We start from the raw sequence: 20467 nt of genomic DNA on the forward strand, positions 1-20467 counted from the left end.
CCTGTTAAAAAAGAGAATTTAGCGCTCAAACAATAAGTGATCATATTAACAAAAAGGTAAAGTACACAAGAGCCCTAAAAACTAACAGACTTTGACATGTACAGCGATTTATATTTGGTTAACTATTCTGCCTAACCTTAACCCCATCCATTTAGGCACATGGCAGCCGTGCAGCCCACCCTGGCCTAAAGGTCAAATCGGTAGCCTGCTTTTATCCGCTGGCGGTTAAACACCTCAAAGTAAATGAATATAATTTATGGCAGCGTTTCAATTTTTTGTCGATTTATGTCAAAAACGTACTGCCAATTGGTCCTAAAGAATAGATACAAGCTTAAAAGGCGCCCATAACCAACTAATTCCCAAAAAAGCAATTCAGCTCCAAGAACATCGCAACTGGCACAACAAACGAGATATGCCGACTTTACCTATATTTGTTTAAACCTATTATGCGCCTGTTTAAACCTTTATGTTTCCTATTAACCATGCTACATCTATTTGCGTTAGCTTGTAGCGGTCAATATTATTTCAAACATTATCGAACCAACGATGGCCTCTCTCATAATTCAGTACGAAGTATTATACAAGATAAAAAGGGCTTTATTTGGATAGGAACACGCAGTGGCCTTAGCCGATTTGACGGATATACTTTTAAGCTTTACAAAAACAAGTCCGATAAATTTGGGTATATCGGCAATGATATCATCACCAGCATTATCGAAGATCAAACCGGAATACTTTGGATTGGCTCCGGAAGAGCGCTTTTTAGTTTCAACCCCATTACCGAGGTTTTTTCAAAGCTCGCAGGCGTAAACGGTTATATCAACAACGTTATTGTTGATAAAAAAAACAACCTGTGGATTATTGCCGATGGCTCGCTGTTTCAATATAGCCCAAAAGATCAAAAAGTGATCAATATCAGTACATCTGCTTCAAGTATAGCCATAGATAAACACCAGAACATTTGGTTCGGTAACAGAGACGGTGAAATCAGTAAATTAATTCCATCAGCTAACTCAATAAGTAAAGTTAGAATAATTGATAAAAGCGTTGCTCCGAATTTACGATCCATTACTGCGCTTCTGCCAATCGATAATGATCAGATACTTATAGGCTGTTTTAAAAAAGGTTTAAAGTGTTATAATGTTAAGCGTGGTACAGTTAAAAATTTAAACTTAAGTGGCGATAAAAATTTAGAAATCTTCGTACGCGATATCGAAAGAGGCGATGGACAAAATTTTTGGATTGCTACCGAATCCGGCATCTATATTTACAATCTTGCTGAGCAAACGAGTATTAACCTCAAAAAAAAGATTGGCGATCCTTACTCCATAGCTGACAACGCAGTATATACGGTTTGCAGAGACGATAAAGGCGGCATTTGGGCCGGAACTTTTTTTGGGGGGATTAACTATTACTCCAAAGAAAATGCCCGGTTCAAGAAATATTACCCCATTCCCAATACCAATTCGATATCGGGGAACGCCGTTCGCGAGATTTGCGCCGATAACCAGGGCAATTTGTGGATTGGAACCGAAGATGCCGGAATTAACAAATTTGATCCCAAAACCGAAAAATTTACACCTTATAACGTTACCAATAAAAAAGAAAGCATTTCCTATCCCAATATCCATGGATTATTAGCCGTAGGCAACAACCTGTTTATTGGTCCCTTTTTTCATGGACTCGAGGTAATGGATATTCGAAATGGCCTGATTGTTAATCGCTTTAAATATATTGATGACAAAGGCGATAGTTTAAGCGATTTTGTGCTCAGTTTATGGCTATCCAAAGATAGCACCTTATATGTAGGTACGGTATATAACGGATCGGGCTTATTTATTTACAACCAGAAACAAAAAAGCTTTAAACGGATTAAACAAATACCCTACAATTCTGATGTGCTTACCATTGCTGAAGATAGCAAAGGAAATATATGGACAGGCAGTGCAAAACAAGGTGCGTACTTTTACCAGCAAAAAACTGGTAAAGCTGGTAATATCCGGTTAGGCGAAAATGGCGATGGCGATTTTCCTGTTTATGGAATTTTAGAGGATAGTTATAAAAATATGTGGTTTGCCACTGAAGGCGGGGGCTTGATAAAGGTTGATCATCAGGGCAAAATCGTGAAGAAGTTTACTCAGAAAAACGGTCTTCCCTCCAATGTTCTCTATGGAATTTTAGAAGATCAAAAGCGCAACTTGTGGATCAGCTCGCTTAAAGGCTTAATCTGCTTAAATATAGCCACCGAAAAAATAAAAGTGTTTACAAGAGCTAATGGCCTCATTACCGATCAATTTAACTATCATTCCGCCTACAAAGACCAAAAAGGGATCATGTATTTCGGATCTGTTGACGGAATGATCTCCTTTAACCCAATTCAATTGGCACAACCGCAGGCCAGCCCTCCTACTTACATCACTGGTTTTGAAATAGATAATAAAGAGATTGTACCAAACGAGGCAAACAGCCCGTTAAAAAAATCGGTCGCCTACACCGATTCCTTAACCTTAAACTACAATCAAAATAATTTCAGCATCAAATTTTCAACCTTAGACTATTCGCTTAGTGAGGTAACTCAATATAAGTACAAAATGAAGGGGGTAAAAGATACCTGGACCTATCTTGCCAGCAATCGAAATGCCTACTTTACCGATCTTTCGCCCGGTAAATACACTTTTTTGGTACAGGCACAAAGCAATGTAGGTAGCTGGGTTGGTAAAGAACGCAAACTCTATATTGAAATTTTGCCTCCGCTATGGAAAAGTAATGTCGCTTATCTGCTGTATACAATCATCGTTGCATTACTCCTTTATTTCGGCATACGCACTTACCACCAGGCTCAGGAGCGAAGAAACGCCAATAAGCTGAAGTTTTTTGAGCATGAAAAGGTGAAGGAAGTCTATCAGGCAAAAATCGAATTTTTTACCAACATTGCCCACGAAATTCAAACACCGCTTACCCTCATTAGCGTACCCGTAGAGCGGGTTGTTGATGGTATTGACCAGTACCCCCGAATTAAAAAGAGCATGCTGATGATTGAGAAAAACACCAAACGCCTGGTCGATCTTATTGGCCAGCTGTTAGATTTCAGGCAAACCGAAATTGAGCAGTTTGGTTTAAACTTTGTTAACGTTGATATTAATGCTGTAGTTAAAAATCAGGCAGAAACATTTAAAGAACTTGCTGCCGAATACAAAATTGTGATGAAAGTTAAATTGCCTCAAAAACATATCATTGCGTTTGTAGATAGAGAAGCACTAATAAAAATTTGCAGTAATTTGATTTCAAACGCCATTAAATATGCCACATCAACAACTACTATCGAATTGATTGCGCCAAACGAAGGCGCACAAAATTTTATAATACGCTTTTCTAATGATGGCCCTGCGATACCACAAGAGTTCAGAAATAAGATTTTTGAACCTTTTTTTAGATTGCGGCGCAAAGACAAACCAGGCACTGGAATTGGTTTACCTTTGGCTAAATCGCTTACAGATTTACATAAAGGAATGCTAATTTTGACATCTGCCGAGGTAAATCAAATTGTATTTGAACTCACCTTACCAATACATCAGGATTTTGAATTTCAATTAAGTAATTGGAAGAAAATTAATTGAGCATGAACGAAAGTATTTTAATTATTGATGATAACAAGGAAATTTTAGAGTTATTGTCGGATATCCTCGAAGAAGACTATACTGTTCACAGCGCTGAAAGTGGAGAAATTGCACAAACGATTTTAGATATTGAAGTGATACACCTCATCATATCAGACGTAATGATGTCGGGCATTGATGGATTTGAATTGTGTAAACTACTGAAATCCAATGTCGATTATTGCCACATCCCTATCATCCTCCTCACTTCTAAAAACACCTTTAATGCGCAGATTGAGGGATTGGAAAATGGCGCAGATGCGTACATTCAAAAGCCCTTTTCGCAACTGCTGCTGCGTACACAGATTGCCAATTTACTTAAAAATCGCTTAAAGATTAAAGATCATTTTGCAAGCTCCCCCTTTGAAGATATGCGGGTAATGGCACATTCAAAAACCGATGAGGTTTTCCTCAAAAAACTCGACGAGTTTATCCGTAAAAGCATGAAAGATCCAAATTTGGATGTTGATCAGCTTGCCTACCACATGAACATGAGCCGTCCGACCTTTTACAGAAAAATAAAATCCCTTTCTGCATTATCGCCGAAAGAGCTCATTGATATCACCCGATTGAAAACAGCAGCCGGCTTAATTGCCGAAAATAAATTTAATTTATACGAAATCGCCAATACCGTTGGTTATAGCAATCAAAGCGTTTTTACCAAAAGTTTCCAACGTTATTTCAATTTGGCTCCGAGAGATTATTTTAATTCATTAAAGAAAAACAGCAGCCCATAAAAGTCTGGCCTTTATGGGCGTGTCAGGTCTTGCAGGCAGGCGGTCTCCATTATCCGCATCAATCCATTGCTATTGTGTTGCATTAAGATCCCCTACCGATAGCTATCGGATGACGTTAATGCTTGCAGTCGTCTTTCCCGCGCAGGCGGGAATCCTAAAGCTTTACTATTAGGATCCCTCCCGAAGTTTCCGGAAAGGATGACGATCGCCATGTCAAATCACCAATTATAACCCGGAAAAGCAGTTTTACTGATCGAAATCAGGTTGCCTATATGAATGACGTTAATGCTTGCAGTCGTCTTTCCCGCGCAGGCGGGAATCCTAAAGCTTTAGTATTAGGATCCCTCCCGAAGTTTCTGGAAAGGATGACGATCGCCATGTCAAATCACCAATTATAACCCGGAAAAGCAGTTTTACTGATCGAAATCAGGTTGCCTATATGAATGACGTTAATGCTTGCAGTCGTCTTTCCCGCGCAGGCGGGAATCCTAAAGCTTTACTATTAGGATCCCTCCCGAAGTTTCCGGAAAGGATGACGATCGCCATGTCAAATCACCAATTATAACCCGGAAAAGAAGAATAATCTAGCACTTACATTTAATAACCTAGCACTTGCATTTAATAACCTGGCACTTGCATTTAATAACCTAGCACCTACATTTAATAACCTAGCACCTACATTTAATAACCTGGCACTTACATTTAATAACCTGGCACCTACATTTAATAACCTGGCACTTACATTTAATAACCTGGCACCTGCATTTAATAACCTAGCACCTACATTTAATAACCTGGCACCTACATTTAATAACCTGGCACTTGCATTTAATAACCTGGCACCTGCATTTAATAACCTAGCACCTACATTTAATAACCTAGCAGCTACATTTAATAACCTAGCACCTACATTTAATAACCTGGCACCTGCAACTAAGAATTAGCGCCTGTATTTGGGATTATTGAATACCCTGTTTATTTTGTGCAACCAGTCATCCGATCAATATAGGCGAGTGGCATAGTATTCATCGGATGACTAAAAGCGTTTAGGCAATCGCGAAAGTGTTATAGGCACATCGCTTAACCATTCCGTCATGCTGAATTTATTTCAGCACCTTTCATACTTAGTGAATCAAGTTACCATTGACGTTTCGTCATTGCGAGATCGATTTTTCATCGATTGAAGCAATCTCATTAGCCACTTAAAATCAATATGAATCACGTTTTTAAAGCGGTCGTCATTGTCCCAAAGAACTACTTTGTAGCGAAGCACGAGGCAATCTATTTTTTAAAAAAAATTAAAGCTCAGGATGACGACCGGTCATGTCAAATAGCAAATATAATCTCCATTAAGCGCCTTTATTAACAAACCTCAGGTTATATAACAACCACAGCTTTTTTTTTGCTAACCCGCTCCTATTCATCCTAATAACCTGGGTTTTGCTCCAGTTTAGCGCCATTGTTACGCTCAATTTCGCTGGCTGGTATTGGCCACAAGTTGTAGGTTGGCAACACATCTGAGTAATATGGGTTGAACCTTTTAACTCTATCGAACAATAAGCCAAGGCGCATTAACGTAACCCTTCTCTTTTCCTCAGATCCCAGTTCTCTTAAGCGCTCATCCAAAATATAATCAATATTTACATCGGCAGGCAAAACATCCTTAGCATTCGAGCGACGGCGCACCACATTAATATCATTGGCGGCATTGGTTGTTTGAGCCAGCCCCAAATAGGCTTCCGCTCTTAAAAGATAGGTTTCTGCCAACCTGAACATGTATTGATCGGCATAATTGCCTCCGGCGCTGGCTTTAAGCAACAAAGTAGCCTTATCTTCAAACATTCCATCAGGATGGTCGCCCGGTGTGGTAACCTTCGATTGAAACGCATAAAGGAAGCGGCTTGGCACCGTTACCCCTGCAGGCGGCGTAATTGTTGAAACAACTTGTCCGAAACGCGGGTGTAAAGGATTAGTCACTTTAAATTCCCGAACGAAATTAAAGGGCGCATTACGCAAGTCGTTGTTAAAGTTACCTGCCCAAATCCCGTCCGAAAAATGTTTCGTAGATACTGCCCATCCAATTCCCCTACCGCCACTATAATCACTTAGCGGGTACCTGAAAGGTAGCACCGTGCTGCCCGGCAACCTGAACCCCGATAATTGTGGCCCAAAGGCCCGCTCGCTCTGATAAGATCCCGAAATGCTCGTAGATAGCGTTCCACCACCAGGCACATCAGTTTCGAACTGAATTACCCAAAGTCCCTCTTTGTTAATTCCATTTTTGCGATTTTGATTCCCTTTCTGAAACAAATCCCAGTAAACATTTTTAGTGGCATCAGAAGCTTTAACACCAAATCTGGCGGTCATTAAACCTACATTTGGATTACTAATTACCTTAGTTGCTGCATCTACCGCGTTTTGGAACTGGCCTGCAGCAAGATAAACTTCCGACAGCAAGTGGTAGGCTGCAAGGTTGTTAATTTGCCCATCTTGCACAGCAGTTATTGCAGGTAAATTTTCTGCCGAAAATTTGACATCATTAATCACTTGCTCCAATACCTCTGCTTTTGAGGCTCTAACGTAATCGGCTTTTGGAGAGGTAACTTCCGCTAAATTGAGCGGTACACCGCCGTACATATACACCAACGTTCGGTAAGCAAAAGCCCTGAAAAACTTGGCCTGTGCCTCTACCAATGTTTTTTCTGCCGCCGACAATTGAGAATCCTGAATACGATCGATGATGGTATTGGCTTCAGAAACGATTTTGTACAAAGAGCTCCAGTGATTTAACGGGATTCCGATACTGCCAGCCGCAGCATATGCAGAAATCATGGGCGTATGACGCTGTACTCCAGGGTTACCATCGAAAACAAAATCGGTGCCGAATATATAATCAAAGGGCCTTGATTCCGAGCTGCTGTAAAACTCGAAACGCGTTTGATTATATAGGTTGTTAACAGAACTTTCGAAATCTTTTGCTGTTACAAACGCGTTCGAGGTACTTAAGAAATCGACCGGTTCTTCATCCAGGAAAGTTTTCTTGCAAGACGTTGATAAAATAACAGTTAGATATAGTAAAACAGTTGTAATCTTTTTCATCTCTAATTTTTTAAAATGTAACATTTAATCCCAAGGAATAACCTTTCAATACCGGCCTGCCGCCCGTGGTCAATCCCTCATTCGTTTCCGGGTCCCAGCCTTCCCAATTTGTCCAGGTAGCCAGGTTTCTGCCGCTAACGAAAATATTAACGCTTTGTAAATTAATTTTCTCGATCACTTTTGCTGGAACTTTGTACGATAGCGACACATCTTGCAGGCGTATAAAGCTTCTGTGTTGATAAAGTGCCGGCTGTATCGTAGCTGCCAAAATAGACCTTGGGTACCTGCCATCCGGGTTGTTAGGGGTCCAAAAATCAATGCCGCTCAAATGGTTATTTCTAATTTGGTTATCATCCCTGATCATCCTCGGCGTGTTACCGGCGATGTAAGAATTTTTGCCTCCCTGTACTGAGTTTAAGAAAACACTTAATGTAAAGTTTTTGTACTGAAAATTATTAAGTAAACTAACCCTGAACGAAGGTGCACCTGAGCCTAAAATAGTCCTGTCGTTTGCATTAATTAAACCATCGCCATTCTGATCTACAATCCTTAATGTGCCCGGTGAATAACCACTCGGTATTTGTTCTCCGATTTGCCAGATTCCGTTAGTTTGATAATCATATATTACTGCCAACGGCTGCCCGATAAATAATCCGCTTTGCGGCAGGTCGTCTTCAACACCATCTCCATCACGATCGCCCAATAATTTCACCAGTTCGTTCTTGTTGCGTGAGAAATTTAGCGTCGTATTCCACTGAAAACCGCCCGAATTGATGTTTTTTGAATTGATAGACAGTTCATAACCGCTATTATCGAGCTGACCAACGTTTGATTGTATCACATTAAAACCTGTAACCGTAGGTAATGCCACTTCGTAAAGTAAATCTGTGGTTCGGGTATTGTAATACTCAATTGTACCCGAAATGCGGTTCTTTAACAAAGTAAAATCAAGCCCTATGTTGAGCCCCGTAGTCCGCTCCCACCTTAAATTGGGATTTGGCAATGAGCCCACTTCCTGGCCAAACTGCGTACCACCACCATCTCCATAAACGTAAGCTGCATTTGTATTCACCCGAGCCAGTGAAGTATACCTCGGGGTTTGGTTTCCTACCGTACCATACCCTGCTCTCAACTTTAACTGATCAACCCAACTGGCCTTAAAAAACGATTCCTTTGAAATGTCCCAGCCTACAGAAACCGACGGAAAAACCGCTGCTTTATAGTTTTTTGCAAAACCCGAAAAGCCATCTCGCCTCACCGTAGCCGTCAATAAATACCGTCCACCATCAAAGCCATAATTTAAACGAGCCATCTGGTAATTCAGAGATTCGCTAAAGCCGTTTGATATGGCAAATCGATTATTTCCCTGGGCAAGATCATTGTACCCCAAAGTTTGTCGCGAAAACCCGTTTGAGTAAGCACGCGTATATTCCTGTCGGCGCTCTACAGCACCATAAAGTAACGTACCCGTTATATTGTGTTTGCCGAAGGTTTTGTTATAGGTAAGTACATTATCTAATGTATAATCGTAATAATTTGTACTTTCTTTTGAAGCCTGTCCCGTTAAATTAGCATCGTAGCTATTCGAAACATAATTTAATATTTGGCGGTAATTGTTGCCAAAGTTCAACTTATAGCTCAACCCTTTTATCGGTAAAAGCACGTTGGCATAAACGTTTGCGAAAAAATAATTTTTACGGTCATAATCATCCGTTTCATACGATAAAAATGGATTGACAATGTTGGTAGCAAAAGGGTTAATAGATAAGTTCCCATTTTCGTCGCGTGGTAGAATCAAAGGCGAAAGGATTCTTAACGTACCAATTGTGGGTTCAACCCCGTCTTCATTAACAAATGTACCGAACGACTGCAAACCCACAGTCAACCAGTCCGTCGCCTTAGTTTCAAGGTTAGCCCGCAAGCTTTTCCTTCTAAAGATATCGTTTACAATAAAGCCTGTGTTACGCGTAAGGCTAGCCGAAAGCAGGTAGTTTATTTTTTCACTGCCGCCAGAAAAGCTAATCTGGTTATCGAGCACATAGCCATTTTGCGAAGCCTCATCATACCAACTAAAATCATTTGGTAAAAGGTTTCCCTGCGGATCTTTCATCGACCGATCGACAACGCTCGACAGATCGAATGCCGGATTGGGCTCCGTGTAGGTTGGCGCCAAAAAAGCCTGGTCATAATATAAGTATCTGATCTTATCCAGATATTCCTCCCGCCCCATTGGTCTCGTATCAATATTCGGATTTTGGGTAGCATACTGAGAAGAAAATGTTATTCGGGTTCTCCCTGCTACCCCTTTTCTGCTGGTCACCAATAATACCCCGTTTGCTGCCTGAGCGCCATACACCGCTGTCGCACTGGCATCCTTTAATATATCAATAGAAGCAATATCGTCAGGATTGATTGAAGTTAACGAGCCATTATATTGCACTCCATCAAGAATTACCAGTACATTTTGATTTCCGGCAATGGTATTCGCACCCCTGATGCTAATTGATGGCGTGGCGCCGGCCCTGTTAACCTGCCCAACGTTTAAACCCGGCACAGTTCCTTGCAGTAGATTAGCAACATTGGTTACAGGGGCATTTCTGAAATCTTCGAGATTTGCTCGCACAACCGACCCCGTAACGTCTGCTTTCTTCTGTGTACCAAAACCAACAACCACAACTTCATCCAGTTTATTGTCGCTGGGCACGAGTGTAACATTGATTACGCCAGCAGCTGACACAAGTTTCTCTTGCGGTACAAACCCCAGATAACTAAATACCAGTGTAGTTTGTGCATCAGGCACCACAATTCGATAGTTACCCTGGTTATCCGTAACCACCGCATTAGAAGTTCCTTTTATTTTAACAGATACCCCTGGCAATGGCAATCCTGTTCCCTCCTCTACAACTTTCCCGGTTATTGCGATGTCTATTACTTTAAAGGCATAGTTTTTATGCAGCGCAAAGTGATCTCCATTTACGCTCGCGGCACATATTCCATAGCAACCGGTAGCAATAATTACCTGCACCAGTGTTCTGGCCATTGTGTTTATACATGTGGCTTTTAAATTCATATTTAATTTGGTTATAGTTTATAATCGGCTTGTAATAAACCAGTTGATACATTCACGAGGAAATTTTGCCTTTTTTGGTTTTTACCTTGCGGCATCAGTTTTGAAAGCTTCCTTTTTGCGGTACATCGCTACTAAAAGCGCTGGCGGTATGGTTATGGCTAAAATTTTTCGACAAGCGGTTCAGTTATAATCGAACAAAAAACGGGCAATAGATCGTACAATTGGTTCTTTTGGGTCTTTCATATTTGGTTAACTTTTCTGTATCATCCCAATCTATCCAAAGTAAAAGCATTGCGGCAGATGGCGCCGGGTAATACGCTCAATTTAATTCCTTACTTTAAGCTGTTTTCCTGAATTAACGCTGATCATATTACGTTTTCAGCAAATGATTAGATAGGGATGATGGTTTACTATTTGGTTATCTGATTTCAAAACTAGCTATTTTCCAATGAGCCATCAGGTCAAAAACTTGTCGAATCATCTCAAAATTATCTGTTTAACACCAGCACAGTCATCAACCTTCACAATAGAAACACGCCTGGCTGGCTATTTCTTTTTCACTATCGAGAGGTCGGCGATGTTATCATCATTATCAATCGCAGTAAGCGCAACCGAATACAATCCCTCGTGTATTTTTTTGAGCTGCACTTTTTCTCCATTACAAAACGCTTCATACGCATTTTTTTGGTCGAGGCAAATGAGAAGCGTTGATTTAAGTTTACTCGAACTACCAAAGAGCTTAAACTTCCCATTAAACTCATCATTAAACGCACTGAATTTTTCACTAATTGGCCAAACATCAAAACCATGTGTAACAGTACCCGCCTTATATAAAGCTTCGTACCAATTTAATACTGGAGATGACAATGCACCGAACTGGTGCCACCCGCCCCCATTACCGGTTTCAACGCTAAAGTTCTCCCAGCAATTATAGGTGTCTTCTGTTTCTCTTTTCCACACCTCTAAAGCGGTTTTTGCTATTTGGATGGCCTTGTCGGGCTCGTTCAAATCCAACATTGTTTTCCAAAAAAACCATTGATGCGGCATCCATACCCTGCCATTCCAATAGCCATCTTTATCGTAATAGGGAGCAGACTGATCGATAGCAGTTATGCCATGTACCGACCACAGTTCGCCCTTTGTAAAAAGATGATCAACAATCTTCCGGGTTTGATCTTCGTTGCAAATACCGGCAAGCAGGGGGCTACATCCATCTAAGCCCATATTAAAGTTTTTACCGCTTAAATGTCTCAATATTCCTAAAGCGTTTCCACTTTTGTCGTGTTGTACATAGCCGTAGTACCCCGAGGTTTCATCCCACGCCAGTTGCTGTAATGCCTTCGTGTACTTAATAATTTCTTCATCGTATTTTTTGATGTCTTCATTTCGCCCGAGCTGCCAGGCCGCCATCTTTAAAAATTTAGCAAACCTGATTTGGTGTGCAGTATTGATTGTTGGGGCAACAGTACTTTCCAATTTTTTCTGATGTACGTAAACCTGCGGACTATAATCGTCCCAACCGCCCGAATTGTAAAAGATATCCCAGGTTGCAATCAAATTAGATTTCAACTTTCGGGTAGGTGAACTTTCTGCCCCGCTTAAATAATTGTAATATCTCTTTAGCCTGGGGTAAAAGTATTTTAGGTACTCCAGATTCTGCGATTTATTCCAGATTTCGTTAAACAAATAAGCTTGTGTTGGCAACGGTGTGCCATGTTCTAAAAAAGCCGATTGCCTGGTAGAATCCATTGTATAGGCATTTAAACTTTCTAAAGCCCGCCCCAAATTTAATGCGGAGAAACCCAAACCTATAAAGCCCGAATCCCAGGTATAAAGCGAACTCCACCTTTTACCAGGCGTGGTATGCTTTATAAATTGATTTTGTGCAAACGACGGATAAATCAGGTTTGTTAGTGCAGTAGCCTTCATCAATTGTTGACTGAAACGATAAGTTTCGCCCGTTGGGTTGATATTACTTTCTTTCGATTTGACGCGCTGGCGATGATATATAGATTCGGCTTGAGGCCAACGTGTATTCAAATCATTCAGTTTTTCAGTCACCTCGTTTTCGTCCGTTCCGCAAACCAAATAGGCATATCCTGTTGCTGTTTCATGAGGCTTAACAATAATTGGAGCAGAAAAGATATTAAAGAACCAACCCTCATTGTTACCTTTTATTCTAACCGTTTCCGATGGTTTGTTTCCGCTACGAACCAAATTATTAAAAACAGCTATTGCTTTATCAGCATTACTATCAAACAATTCCCTCTTTTCAGCTGATAAATCACTCCAAATCAGCCCATAGTATTCATTAATGTCATCATATTTTAGAATAATGGCATTTGGCAATCCTGCTTTTATTCGTTTCGAAATGTAGTTTAGTTTATCTTCAGTAAAGGTTACTTTAGCAGCGTCTTCTTCATTTATCAATGTAAATCCTTCTAACCTCACCGCAGAACCATTTAAAAACTTTAAGGAAAGCGTCACTTCGCCATCCGGAATTTTATTTAAAGGTATTTTGGCTAAAGCAAACTCCCGCTCACTTCCCAAGTCAACTGTATTGGCCAATTCATTATTTAAGTTAACCTGAATGGTTGTATTCCCTTCAGCTAGTTTTTTATACCGCAGCAATAACGTTCCCTTGCGCAGCCGGCCATTATTGATCAAGCGGAGATAATCAATTACGGTGTTATTTGCTCCTGCAATGATCGCGTTTCCACTTACCGCCAACTCATCTTTTACTTGTCCACGCAATTGCCCGTCGTAAACCAAATTGTAATTCCACGAATATGTTTTTTCCCTAAAACTTTTATAATCGGCAGCCTTTTGCCAAACCGCATTTTGAGGTAATATCGCACGAATACGCTTCTCGAAAGGAAATACAATGGTATTGAAGATGTTCAGCGCTAAACTCCTGTTGTTCTCGGTATTATTTACAAATTCAGCTCTGATCAGTCTGGTTTGATCATCAACTTTATTAAAGGAAACATCACAATACACCCTATCTTTCCATTCCAACTGATAACGATAGGAGAAAAAAGACAAGTCAGGTGTCGACTCCCAGGGATGATAGCCAGATTCTCGTTTTACATTGGCTAATGGGGTAATATTGCGCATATAAAAAGACGGCTGTACAATTACATCAAAACGAAATCCATTATTTTTGGCCGGGATGTGCGATATCCCGTTGTATCTGTCTGAATAAGGCCCAAACGGTGGCAGTGCCATGTCGAGCGTGTTCTTCAGGGAAGTTGTAAATCCATTTTCCCAGCTAGTATAAATTGATGGATCAGGCTGAGCTTTTGAATGTAGCGCAAAGGCTGTCAAAAAGCCTGTTGTAAGCAAAAATAGGTGGATTTTATTCATTTGATACCTGGTTAGCGAACTATTTACCCTACCTGAATAAAAGTTGATCGTTCCATCTTTTTTGGCGGTTAAGAACAATAACTGATTTAAAAATCTGTGCCCTCAAACCAATCACATGCGTTTTAGTGCTATTCCTATTCGCACAATGTTGGTCAGTTTTGTTGGAAACAACTTTACTATAAATAGCAGTAGATAGCTCAGGGCGAAGATATTCAATATGGCATCATCTTTATGATGAATAGCTAAATTGAGGCAAATCGACAAAAAAATGATCAGATTACGCAAATTCTTTGGGCCTATTCAATTCAAACGAAAAAGGGCTGCTTTTTAATAAGCAACCCTTTAAGGTTTCCTGTTAGCGCATAAAGTACAGTAGCGGTGTTTTTTAGCACTGACGGTTCGAACTTAGTACAGCTGGGGCGATTCGCTTCCCAACTGGAAATCGAATGATGTTGAAGCCATATTGAAGATACAACATCATTACCTTTGTTTTTTGCACCCAATAGTATGATGAACAAGCTGAGCTATTTAACGGCAGGCCCCCAGGTTGTGCTAAAAAAACCAAAGAAAGCCGCCCGGTTAATTTCCTGTGCATGATGAAAAATAGTGCCCCTTTACATTTTTTGCCGTACTTTATAAGTAAAAGGAAGTCGAAAAAGTAAAATATGGCATGTTTTGAATCGAAAAAACAATCAATCGCCCCATATTTGTTTACGATATTTCCAAAACACCAAAGTTAAACATTTTTTTTACTAGATTCGTTTCTCCTAAACATGAACAATTATAGCGAACGTAGCGAAAAAGAACTGATTGAGCTTTTAAAACAGGACGATCAGGGTGCTTTTAGCAGGCTATACTTTCAAAATATCCAAAAACTTAAATATTTTATTCAAAGAACAACAAAATCCCCACATTTGGCCGAAGATATTGTTCACGATACCTTTGTGAAATTATGGGAAAGCAGAAAAGAAATTGATGCTGCCAAACCGTTAAAGCCCTATTTATACACCATAGCCAAAAGAACGCTCCTTAATGTTTTGAAAAGAGCAAACCATGAAGTTTCTATTATAACAGAAATACGAAAATATGCTCAAGAAACAGAAAACACTACTGACCTGGAAATTGAGTATAATGAAAGTAATTCGTTAATGGTTGATGCACTTAACTCAATAACCGGACAGCCAAAAGAAGTATTTATTCGTTGTCGTATTCAGGGTTTAACTTACAAACAAGCTGCCGAAGAACTTGGCGTTACTGAAAGTACTGTAAATAAACATATGCATAAGGCTTTAAAACTGATCAGAGAATATATCAAATACAAAAATGCCCTGGCAGTTCTGCTGGCATTGATTACGGTTCATAAATAATTTTTACACCAACCGCCGACAACTTTTTTTCATTTTTTTTTATAATCGACTGGATGTTTTTTCTCCGCCAGTTGTATTAGTATTAAAAGATTAAAAGTGAATAAAGAAATACGCCATATATTTCAGCGATATATAGATGGTGAAGCTAGCCAGCGAGAAATTGATCAGGTTTTAAAAACGTTGGAAGACGGGCGCTACCAGGATGAATGGGATAGCCTATTGACAAAGGATTTAGATGAAGTGATCGATGCTGAAATCGAAATTGAGAGCATTAGCACGAGTAACGCCTCTGCGCTTCACAATCGGATTTTGAAGTCTATTGAACACCAGCCTCAAGCGGTCTCCTTACCAAAAATAAATCGCATAAAATCATGGCCTGGAATTGCTGTTGCTGCATCAATTTTGGCTATCCTAAGCATTGGCACCTACTATTTTATTTCGCAAAACACCCTTAAAAAGCAAACCATAACTTATCAAAATGATGTTGCCCCAGGCAAACCGGGTGCAACACTTACCTTAGCCGATGGCCGGAAAATTTTAATTAAAGAGGCCATGACGGGAAACATTGCAGCGGAATCTGGCGTAAAGATTTATAAAAACAAATCCGGTCAGATTGTCTATGAAATCGTCGATCGCGATTTGGCGGCAACAGGCAGTAACATGCTTTCAACTATGCGGGGTGAACAAATGCAGGTTATCCTACCTGATGGAACCCTGGTATTCCTCAATGCAGAATCGTCGCTCAAATACCCAACAAGTTTTGTTAAACAAGATGAAAGAGAAGTTTCGCTCACCGGAGAAGGCTATTTCGAAGTAGCGAAAGACAAAGCGCATCCTTTTATTGTTAAAACCGGACAGCAAGAGGTTGAAGTACTCGGCACGCATTTTAATATCAATAGTTACACAAACGAACCTGGTGTTAAAACCACGCTGTTGGAAGGAAGCGTAAAGATAAGCGCAAACCAAAAGACCAAAATACTAACACCTGGTAATCAAGCCGTAAACATAAATGGAGATATTAATATCAGCAAGGTAGATACTGAGCTGGCCGTAGCATGGAAAAACAACAACTTTGTGTTCGACGTACTCAGCATTAAAGAAATTATGCGAATGTTGGAGCGCTGGTATAATGTAGATGTAATTTATACTGATCACATTCCTGAAGGAACATTTTGGGGTTCAGTTTCTCGTTTTGACAATATTTCTCAAGTATTAATCTCGCTTGAGGCCACCGGAAATGTTCATTTCGAAATTAAGGGAAGAAAAATTTATGTATCTCGTTAAACCTAAACAACTATAAACAAGGGGCTTTTCCCACAAACCTAAACTGAATGATATGAAGAAATAACGACCATAACCTCCATTAAACCAAACTAACGATAACAAAAAACCATACCCCGCCTGGACGCAGGGTATGGAAAAATTGGCGTCGATTGAAATCAACTAAAGCAGATTTTCGATTTTTCTACGAACAGATCATCTGCAAATTAACCAGAAACAAACTTAGCAAATATTGCCTGTGAAAGCAATGTAATGTGGCAACTATTGCCTGCCGGGAATGTTCACAAACCAAACATAGTGTATCAAAAATCAACCCTAAAACCGGATATAGGTAAACGATATATCCAAAAAACCAAACTTATTATGCGACTAACCACCGTAATTTTAATCGCAACCTTTATGCAAGCTAGTGCTGCTGGCTTTGCGCAAAAAATAAGCCTTAACAAATCCAATGTGTTATTGGTGAATGTAATCACTGAGTTGCGAAAACAAAGTGGCTATAATTTTATCGCATCCGGAGAGTTACTCAACAAAGCCAGCCTTGTGAGCATCAACGTGAAAAACACAGAATTTAAAGCAGTATTAGATCAGATTTTTAACGAACAGCCGATTACTTACGAAATTAATAACAACACGGTAACATTAAGGGCAAAACCGGTTGGCTTATTAGATCGTGTTAGAGAATTGTTCCAGGTAACAGATGTGAGCGGTACAATTGTAGATTCGTTATCCAACAAACCCTTACCTGGTGCAACAATTGCAGTTAAAGGTAAAAATCAGGCCGTTAGAAGTGGCGCCGATGGTTCGTTCAAACTGCTAAACGTAGACGAAAATGCAATATTGGTCATCAAATTTATTGGTTATAAAGCCCGAGAAGTGCGGGCTGAAAAAAACCTGGGTGTTATTCGGCTAAGTCTTGATGTTAGTGAACTGGAAGAGGTAGGCGTAACCGTAAATACGGGTTACCAACGCATTAAGCCTGAGCAAAGTACAGGTGCTGTTTCGCAAATTGGCACCAGAGAATACGAATCGAGGGTAAGTTCTGATTTTCTTGACGGACTGGTAAACAGGTTACCGGGATTGCTGATCAATAACTCGGTGATGTTTAACAGCACGGACCCCAACGGTAATACCTCTTCCAGACCTTTGTTCAATATTCGCGGAATTTCTACAATGTCGGCCAACCAAAGCCCTTTAATTGTTGTAGATGGTTACCCCACCGAACTTACGCTTGATATGATTGATCCGAATGAGATTAAATCAGTTACCATCCTCAAAGACGCCGCTTCTGCAACGGTATATGGCGTTAGGGCATCAAACGGAGTAATTATTATCGAAAGAAAGCAGGCCAATCCGGGAGCGGCGCAATTCAATTTCAGAAGCACGCTGGGACTGAAACCGGAGGAAGATTATAGCCGGTACCGCTGGGATCGAGACGCATCTGCCATTAACGCAAATTATGTAAGAGAAAGACAAAGCCTAAATATTACACCATCTACGTGGGCAACCTTGTACAACCCCGGCGTAGGTAGTATCCGCAGGTCTCTTCCGTTTTATATTCAAGCTCAGCTTGCCGCCGGAATTATTTCACCTGCGCAGGCCGAAACGTCTTTTGCTGAGCTCGCCGGCTATGACAATCTGGATGATTATAGCCGCCTGTTCCAACGAACGGCAGCCTCGCAAACGAATACCCTGAATGTATCTGGCGGAACTCCTAATGCACTGTATTATATTACCGCCAATTACACCAGTAATACCAGTAACGCGATCCTTAATGATAATAACAGATTTTTATTAACAGGAAGAACTACGCTTAAACTGGCGAAACGGCTAAGTTTAGAATTGACGACAGAATACCAGGAACAACGCTTTAATGCTGCGCCAATACCCACAGCTGCACAGTTTGCGGGTTACGAGCGTTATGAAGATATTAACGGCAATCCCAGTGCGATTAATTCGATGAGTTATGCGCCAGTTTATAACAATTTCATTCAATCGCAAGGGCTGCTGGATCAAAATTATTATCCGCTGGTTGATGCTTACTCAGTAAGCGATAAAACGCAGACCACGAACAGCAAAACCATTGCCAACTTCAATTACAACATCGGAAACGGTTTTAACCTGCTATTTGGCGGCGTATATGAAACATCGCGTGCAGAAATCAGGCATTTGGCTGGCCAGGGCGCTTCTGAAGTAAATGCCTGGGTAAATAATTATACCGTAACAGCGGGTGGAACTTTCAAAAGAAACATCCCCGACGGCGATTTCCTTCGTCAGCAAAATACAAGTTCAACAGGGTATACCGCACGTACACAACTAAACTATAACAAAAGGTTTGGCAACCATTCAATTAACGCCATAGCTGGCGGAGAGATACGGAGTATATTAAACAAAGGTAATTTAGCCTCTTATTTTGGTTACAACGACCAGAGTTTGCTACAACAACCGGTAGACTATGCTGCTATATTTAATGGTGCTGCAGCGGTTAGAGGCACACTCGTTACCGGAAATACACTAGGCTCGTTAACAAGTTTCTTTAATCAGACCTATAACGATGACCGCTATTTATCTGCCTTTTCTAATGTAGTTTACTCCTTTAAAGACACCTATTCGCTATCGGGAAGTATCCGTATCGACCAATCAAACCTTTTTGGAACCGACCCGAGATATAAATACAAACCATTATGGTCGTTAGGTGCAGCATGGAATATCCACAAAGAAAACTTTATGGCCAACATAAATTGGTTGCACCAGCTGAAACTACGCAGTGCTTTTGGCTTTAACGGGAATGTGGCTAAACTTTCTCTTCCGCAGGTAATTGCCCAGGCACTGAACAATCTGGCAAACACCCCTACCCTTACTTCGCTCGTTTTAGCATCAAATGCCAATAGCGGTCTTCGCTGGGAACAAACAGAAAACTTTAATCTGGGTTTGGATTTTAACATTTTCAAAAACATCACTGGTAGCATCGATTACTACACCAAAAAAACAACCGATGTAATGGGCAATTCTACCATCGATCCGACGCTTGGGGCCAGCTCAGCCTTAATCAATTATGCTACCATCAGAAATAATGGTTTAGAATTTAGCCTCAAAGCCGATTGGATATCTACTAAAACATTTAACTGGAATACCGGTTTGGTAATTGCCAAAAACGGCAGTAAGGTACTTGATGTTTACAGGGCAGGAAGATACGATCCGCAGGCACTTGATGTATTGGGTTATGTAAGTGGTTATCCGGTAGGTGCTATGTTTTCGTACAATACCGTGGGCCTTAACAACGAAGGCCATCCTATCATTGTAGATCCAAGCGGAAAATCGTACGTGGTAAGTACAAGTACAATAACCAATCCGATTGTGGCAGCAATGTCAAGTAAAGACTCAGGTCTTGTGCAATATTCGGGTACAACTCTTCCAAGCATAAACGCAGGCTTAAGTAACCGTATAGATGTAGGCAGTTTTTATTTCTTTGCCATGATAAATTATTATGGCGGCTTTAAGGTGCGGGTACCCCGACCTACACCAGCGGATAACCGGCCTTTGGTGGGCGCAAATAATTACTGGAGGGTTGCTGGCGATGAGCTGAATACCGATATCCCAAACCTGGTTGATTTGACTGCCACCAACCCATCATGGGCTTACCGCTACAACAGCAACTATGTAGTTGATGGCGATTACTTAACCCTGGGCGACGTAACCGTTTCTTATCGTTTAAATAATATGCCTTTTATTAAAAGAGCTGGCTTTAAAAACTTTGAGATTAAAGCTCAGGCTTCAAATTTATACACCGTGGGCTTTAACAGATATAACTTTAGCATGGCCACCGGAAGCTATGCAAAATCGTACCTAACCCCAACATACACACTGGGTTTATTCACCAACTTTTAAAAT

General features: G+C 40.5%; 8 protein-coding genes. 5 read left to right on the plus strand and 3 right to left on the minus strand.

Translation table 11 applies throughout. The features are described from left to right. The first annotated feature begins 482 nt into the window (after nt 1-482). Nucleotides 483-3617 carry a ligand-binding sensor domain-containing protein gene (locus IZT61_RS06565; protein ID WP_230383882.1) on the plus strand — a complete coding sequence of 1045 codons (3135 nt, stop codon included), beginning with the start codon at nt 483-485 and terminating at the stop codon, nt 3615-3617. 2 nt (nt 3618-3619) lie between these two features. After that, complete coding sequence (locus IZT61_RS06570) at nt 3620-4393, plus strand: response regulator (RefSeq protein ID WP_196100375.1); 774 nt, start codon at nt 3620-3622, stop codon at nt 4391-4393. 1425 nt (nt 4394-5818) lie between these two features. Here the strand turns inward: IZT61_RS06570 and IZT61_RS06575 are convergent. The 3 genes from IZT61_RS06575 to IZT61_RS06585 form a co-directional block, all read right to left on the minus strand. Then, nucleotides 5819-7492 carry a RagB/SusD family nutrient uptake outer membrane protein gene (locus IZT61_RS06575; protein ID WP_196100376.1) on the minus strand — a complete coding sequence of 558 codons (1674 nt, stop codon included), beginning with the start codon at nt 7490-7492 and terminating at the stop codon, nt 5819-5821. Between the two features lie 10 nt (nt 7493-7502). Then, on the minus strand, nt 7503-10562 hold the full coding sequence (locus IZT61_RS06580; RefSeq protein WP_196100377.1) for a SusC/RagA family TonB-linked outer membrane protein: 3060 nt from the start codon (nt 10560-10562) through the stop codon (nt 7503-7505). Between the two features lie 546 nt (nt 10563-11108). Further along, complete coding sequence (locus IZT61_RS06585; RefSeq protein ID WP_196100378.1) at nt 11109-13928, minus strand: MGH1-like glycoside hydrolase domain-containing protein; 2820 nt, start codon at nt 13926-13928, stop codon at nt 11109-11111. A 773-nt stretch (nt 13929-14701) separates the two neighbouring features. On the opposite strand from IZT61_RS06585, the gene IZT61_RS06590 reads away from it, so the two are divergent. The 3 genes from IZT61_RS06590 to IZT61_RS06600 all read left to right on the plus strand — a co-directional run bounded on the left by IZT61_RS06590 (nt 14702) and on the right by IZT61_RS06600 (nt 20464). Next, nucleotides 14702-15295 (plus strand): RNA polymerase sigma factor, encoded by a 594-nt coding sequence (locus IZT61_RS06590; RefSeq protein ID WP_196100379.1) that lies wholly within the window; start codon nt 14702-14704, stop codon nt 15293-15295. Between the two features lie 96 nt (nt 15296-15391). Then, the gene (locus tag IZT61_RS06595; RefSeq protein WP_196100380.1) at nt 15392-16579 is read left to right on the plus strand and encodes a FecR family protein; all 1188 of its coding nucleotides are present in this window, start codon (nt 15392-15394) and stop codon (nt 16577-16579) included. Nucleotides 16580-16873: 294 nt separating this feature from the next. Continuing rightward, nucleotides 16874-20464, plus strand: a complete 3591-nt coding sequence (locus IZT61_RS06600; RefSeq protein ID WP_230383883.1) for a SusC/RagA family TonB-linked outer membrane protein — start codon at nt 16874-16876, stop codon at nt 20462-20464. Nucleotides 20465-20467 lie beyond the last annotated feature (3 nt).

The sequence above is a fragment of the Pedobacter endophyticus genome, assembly GCF_015679185.1.
GTDB classification, from domain to species: domain Bacteria; phylum Bacteroidota; class Bacteroidia; order Sphingobacteriales; family Sphingobacteriaceae; genus Pedobacter; species Pedobacter endophyticus.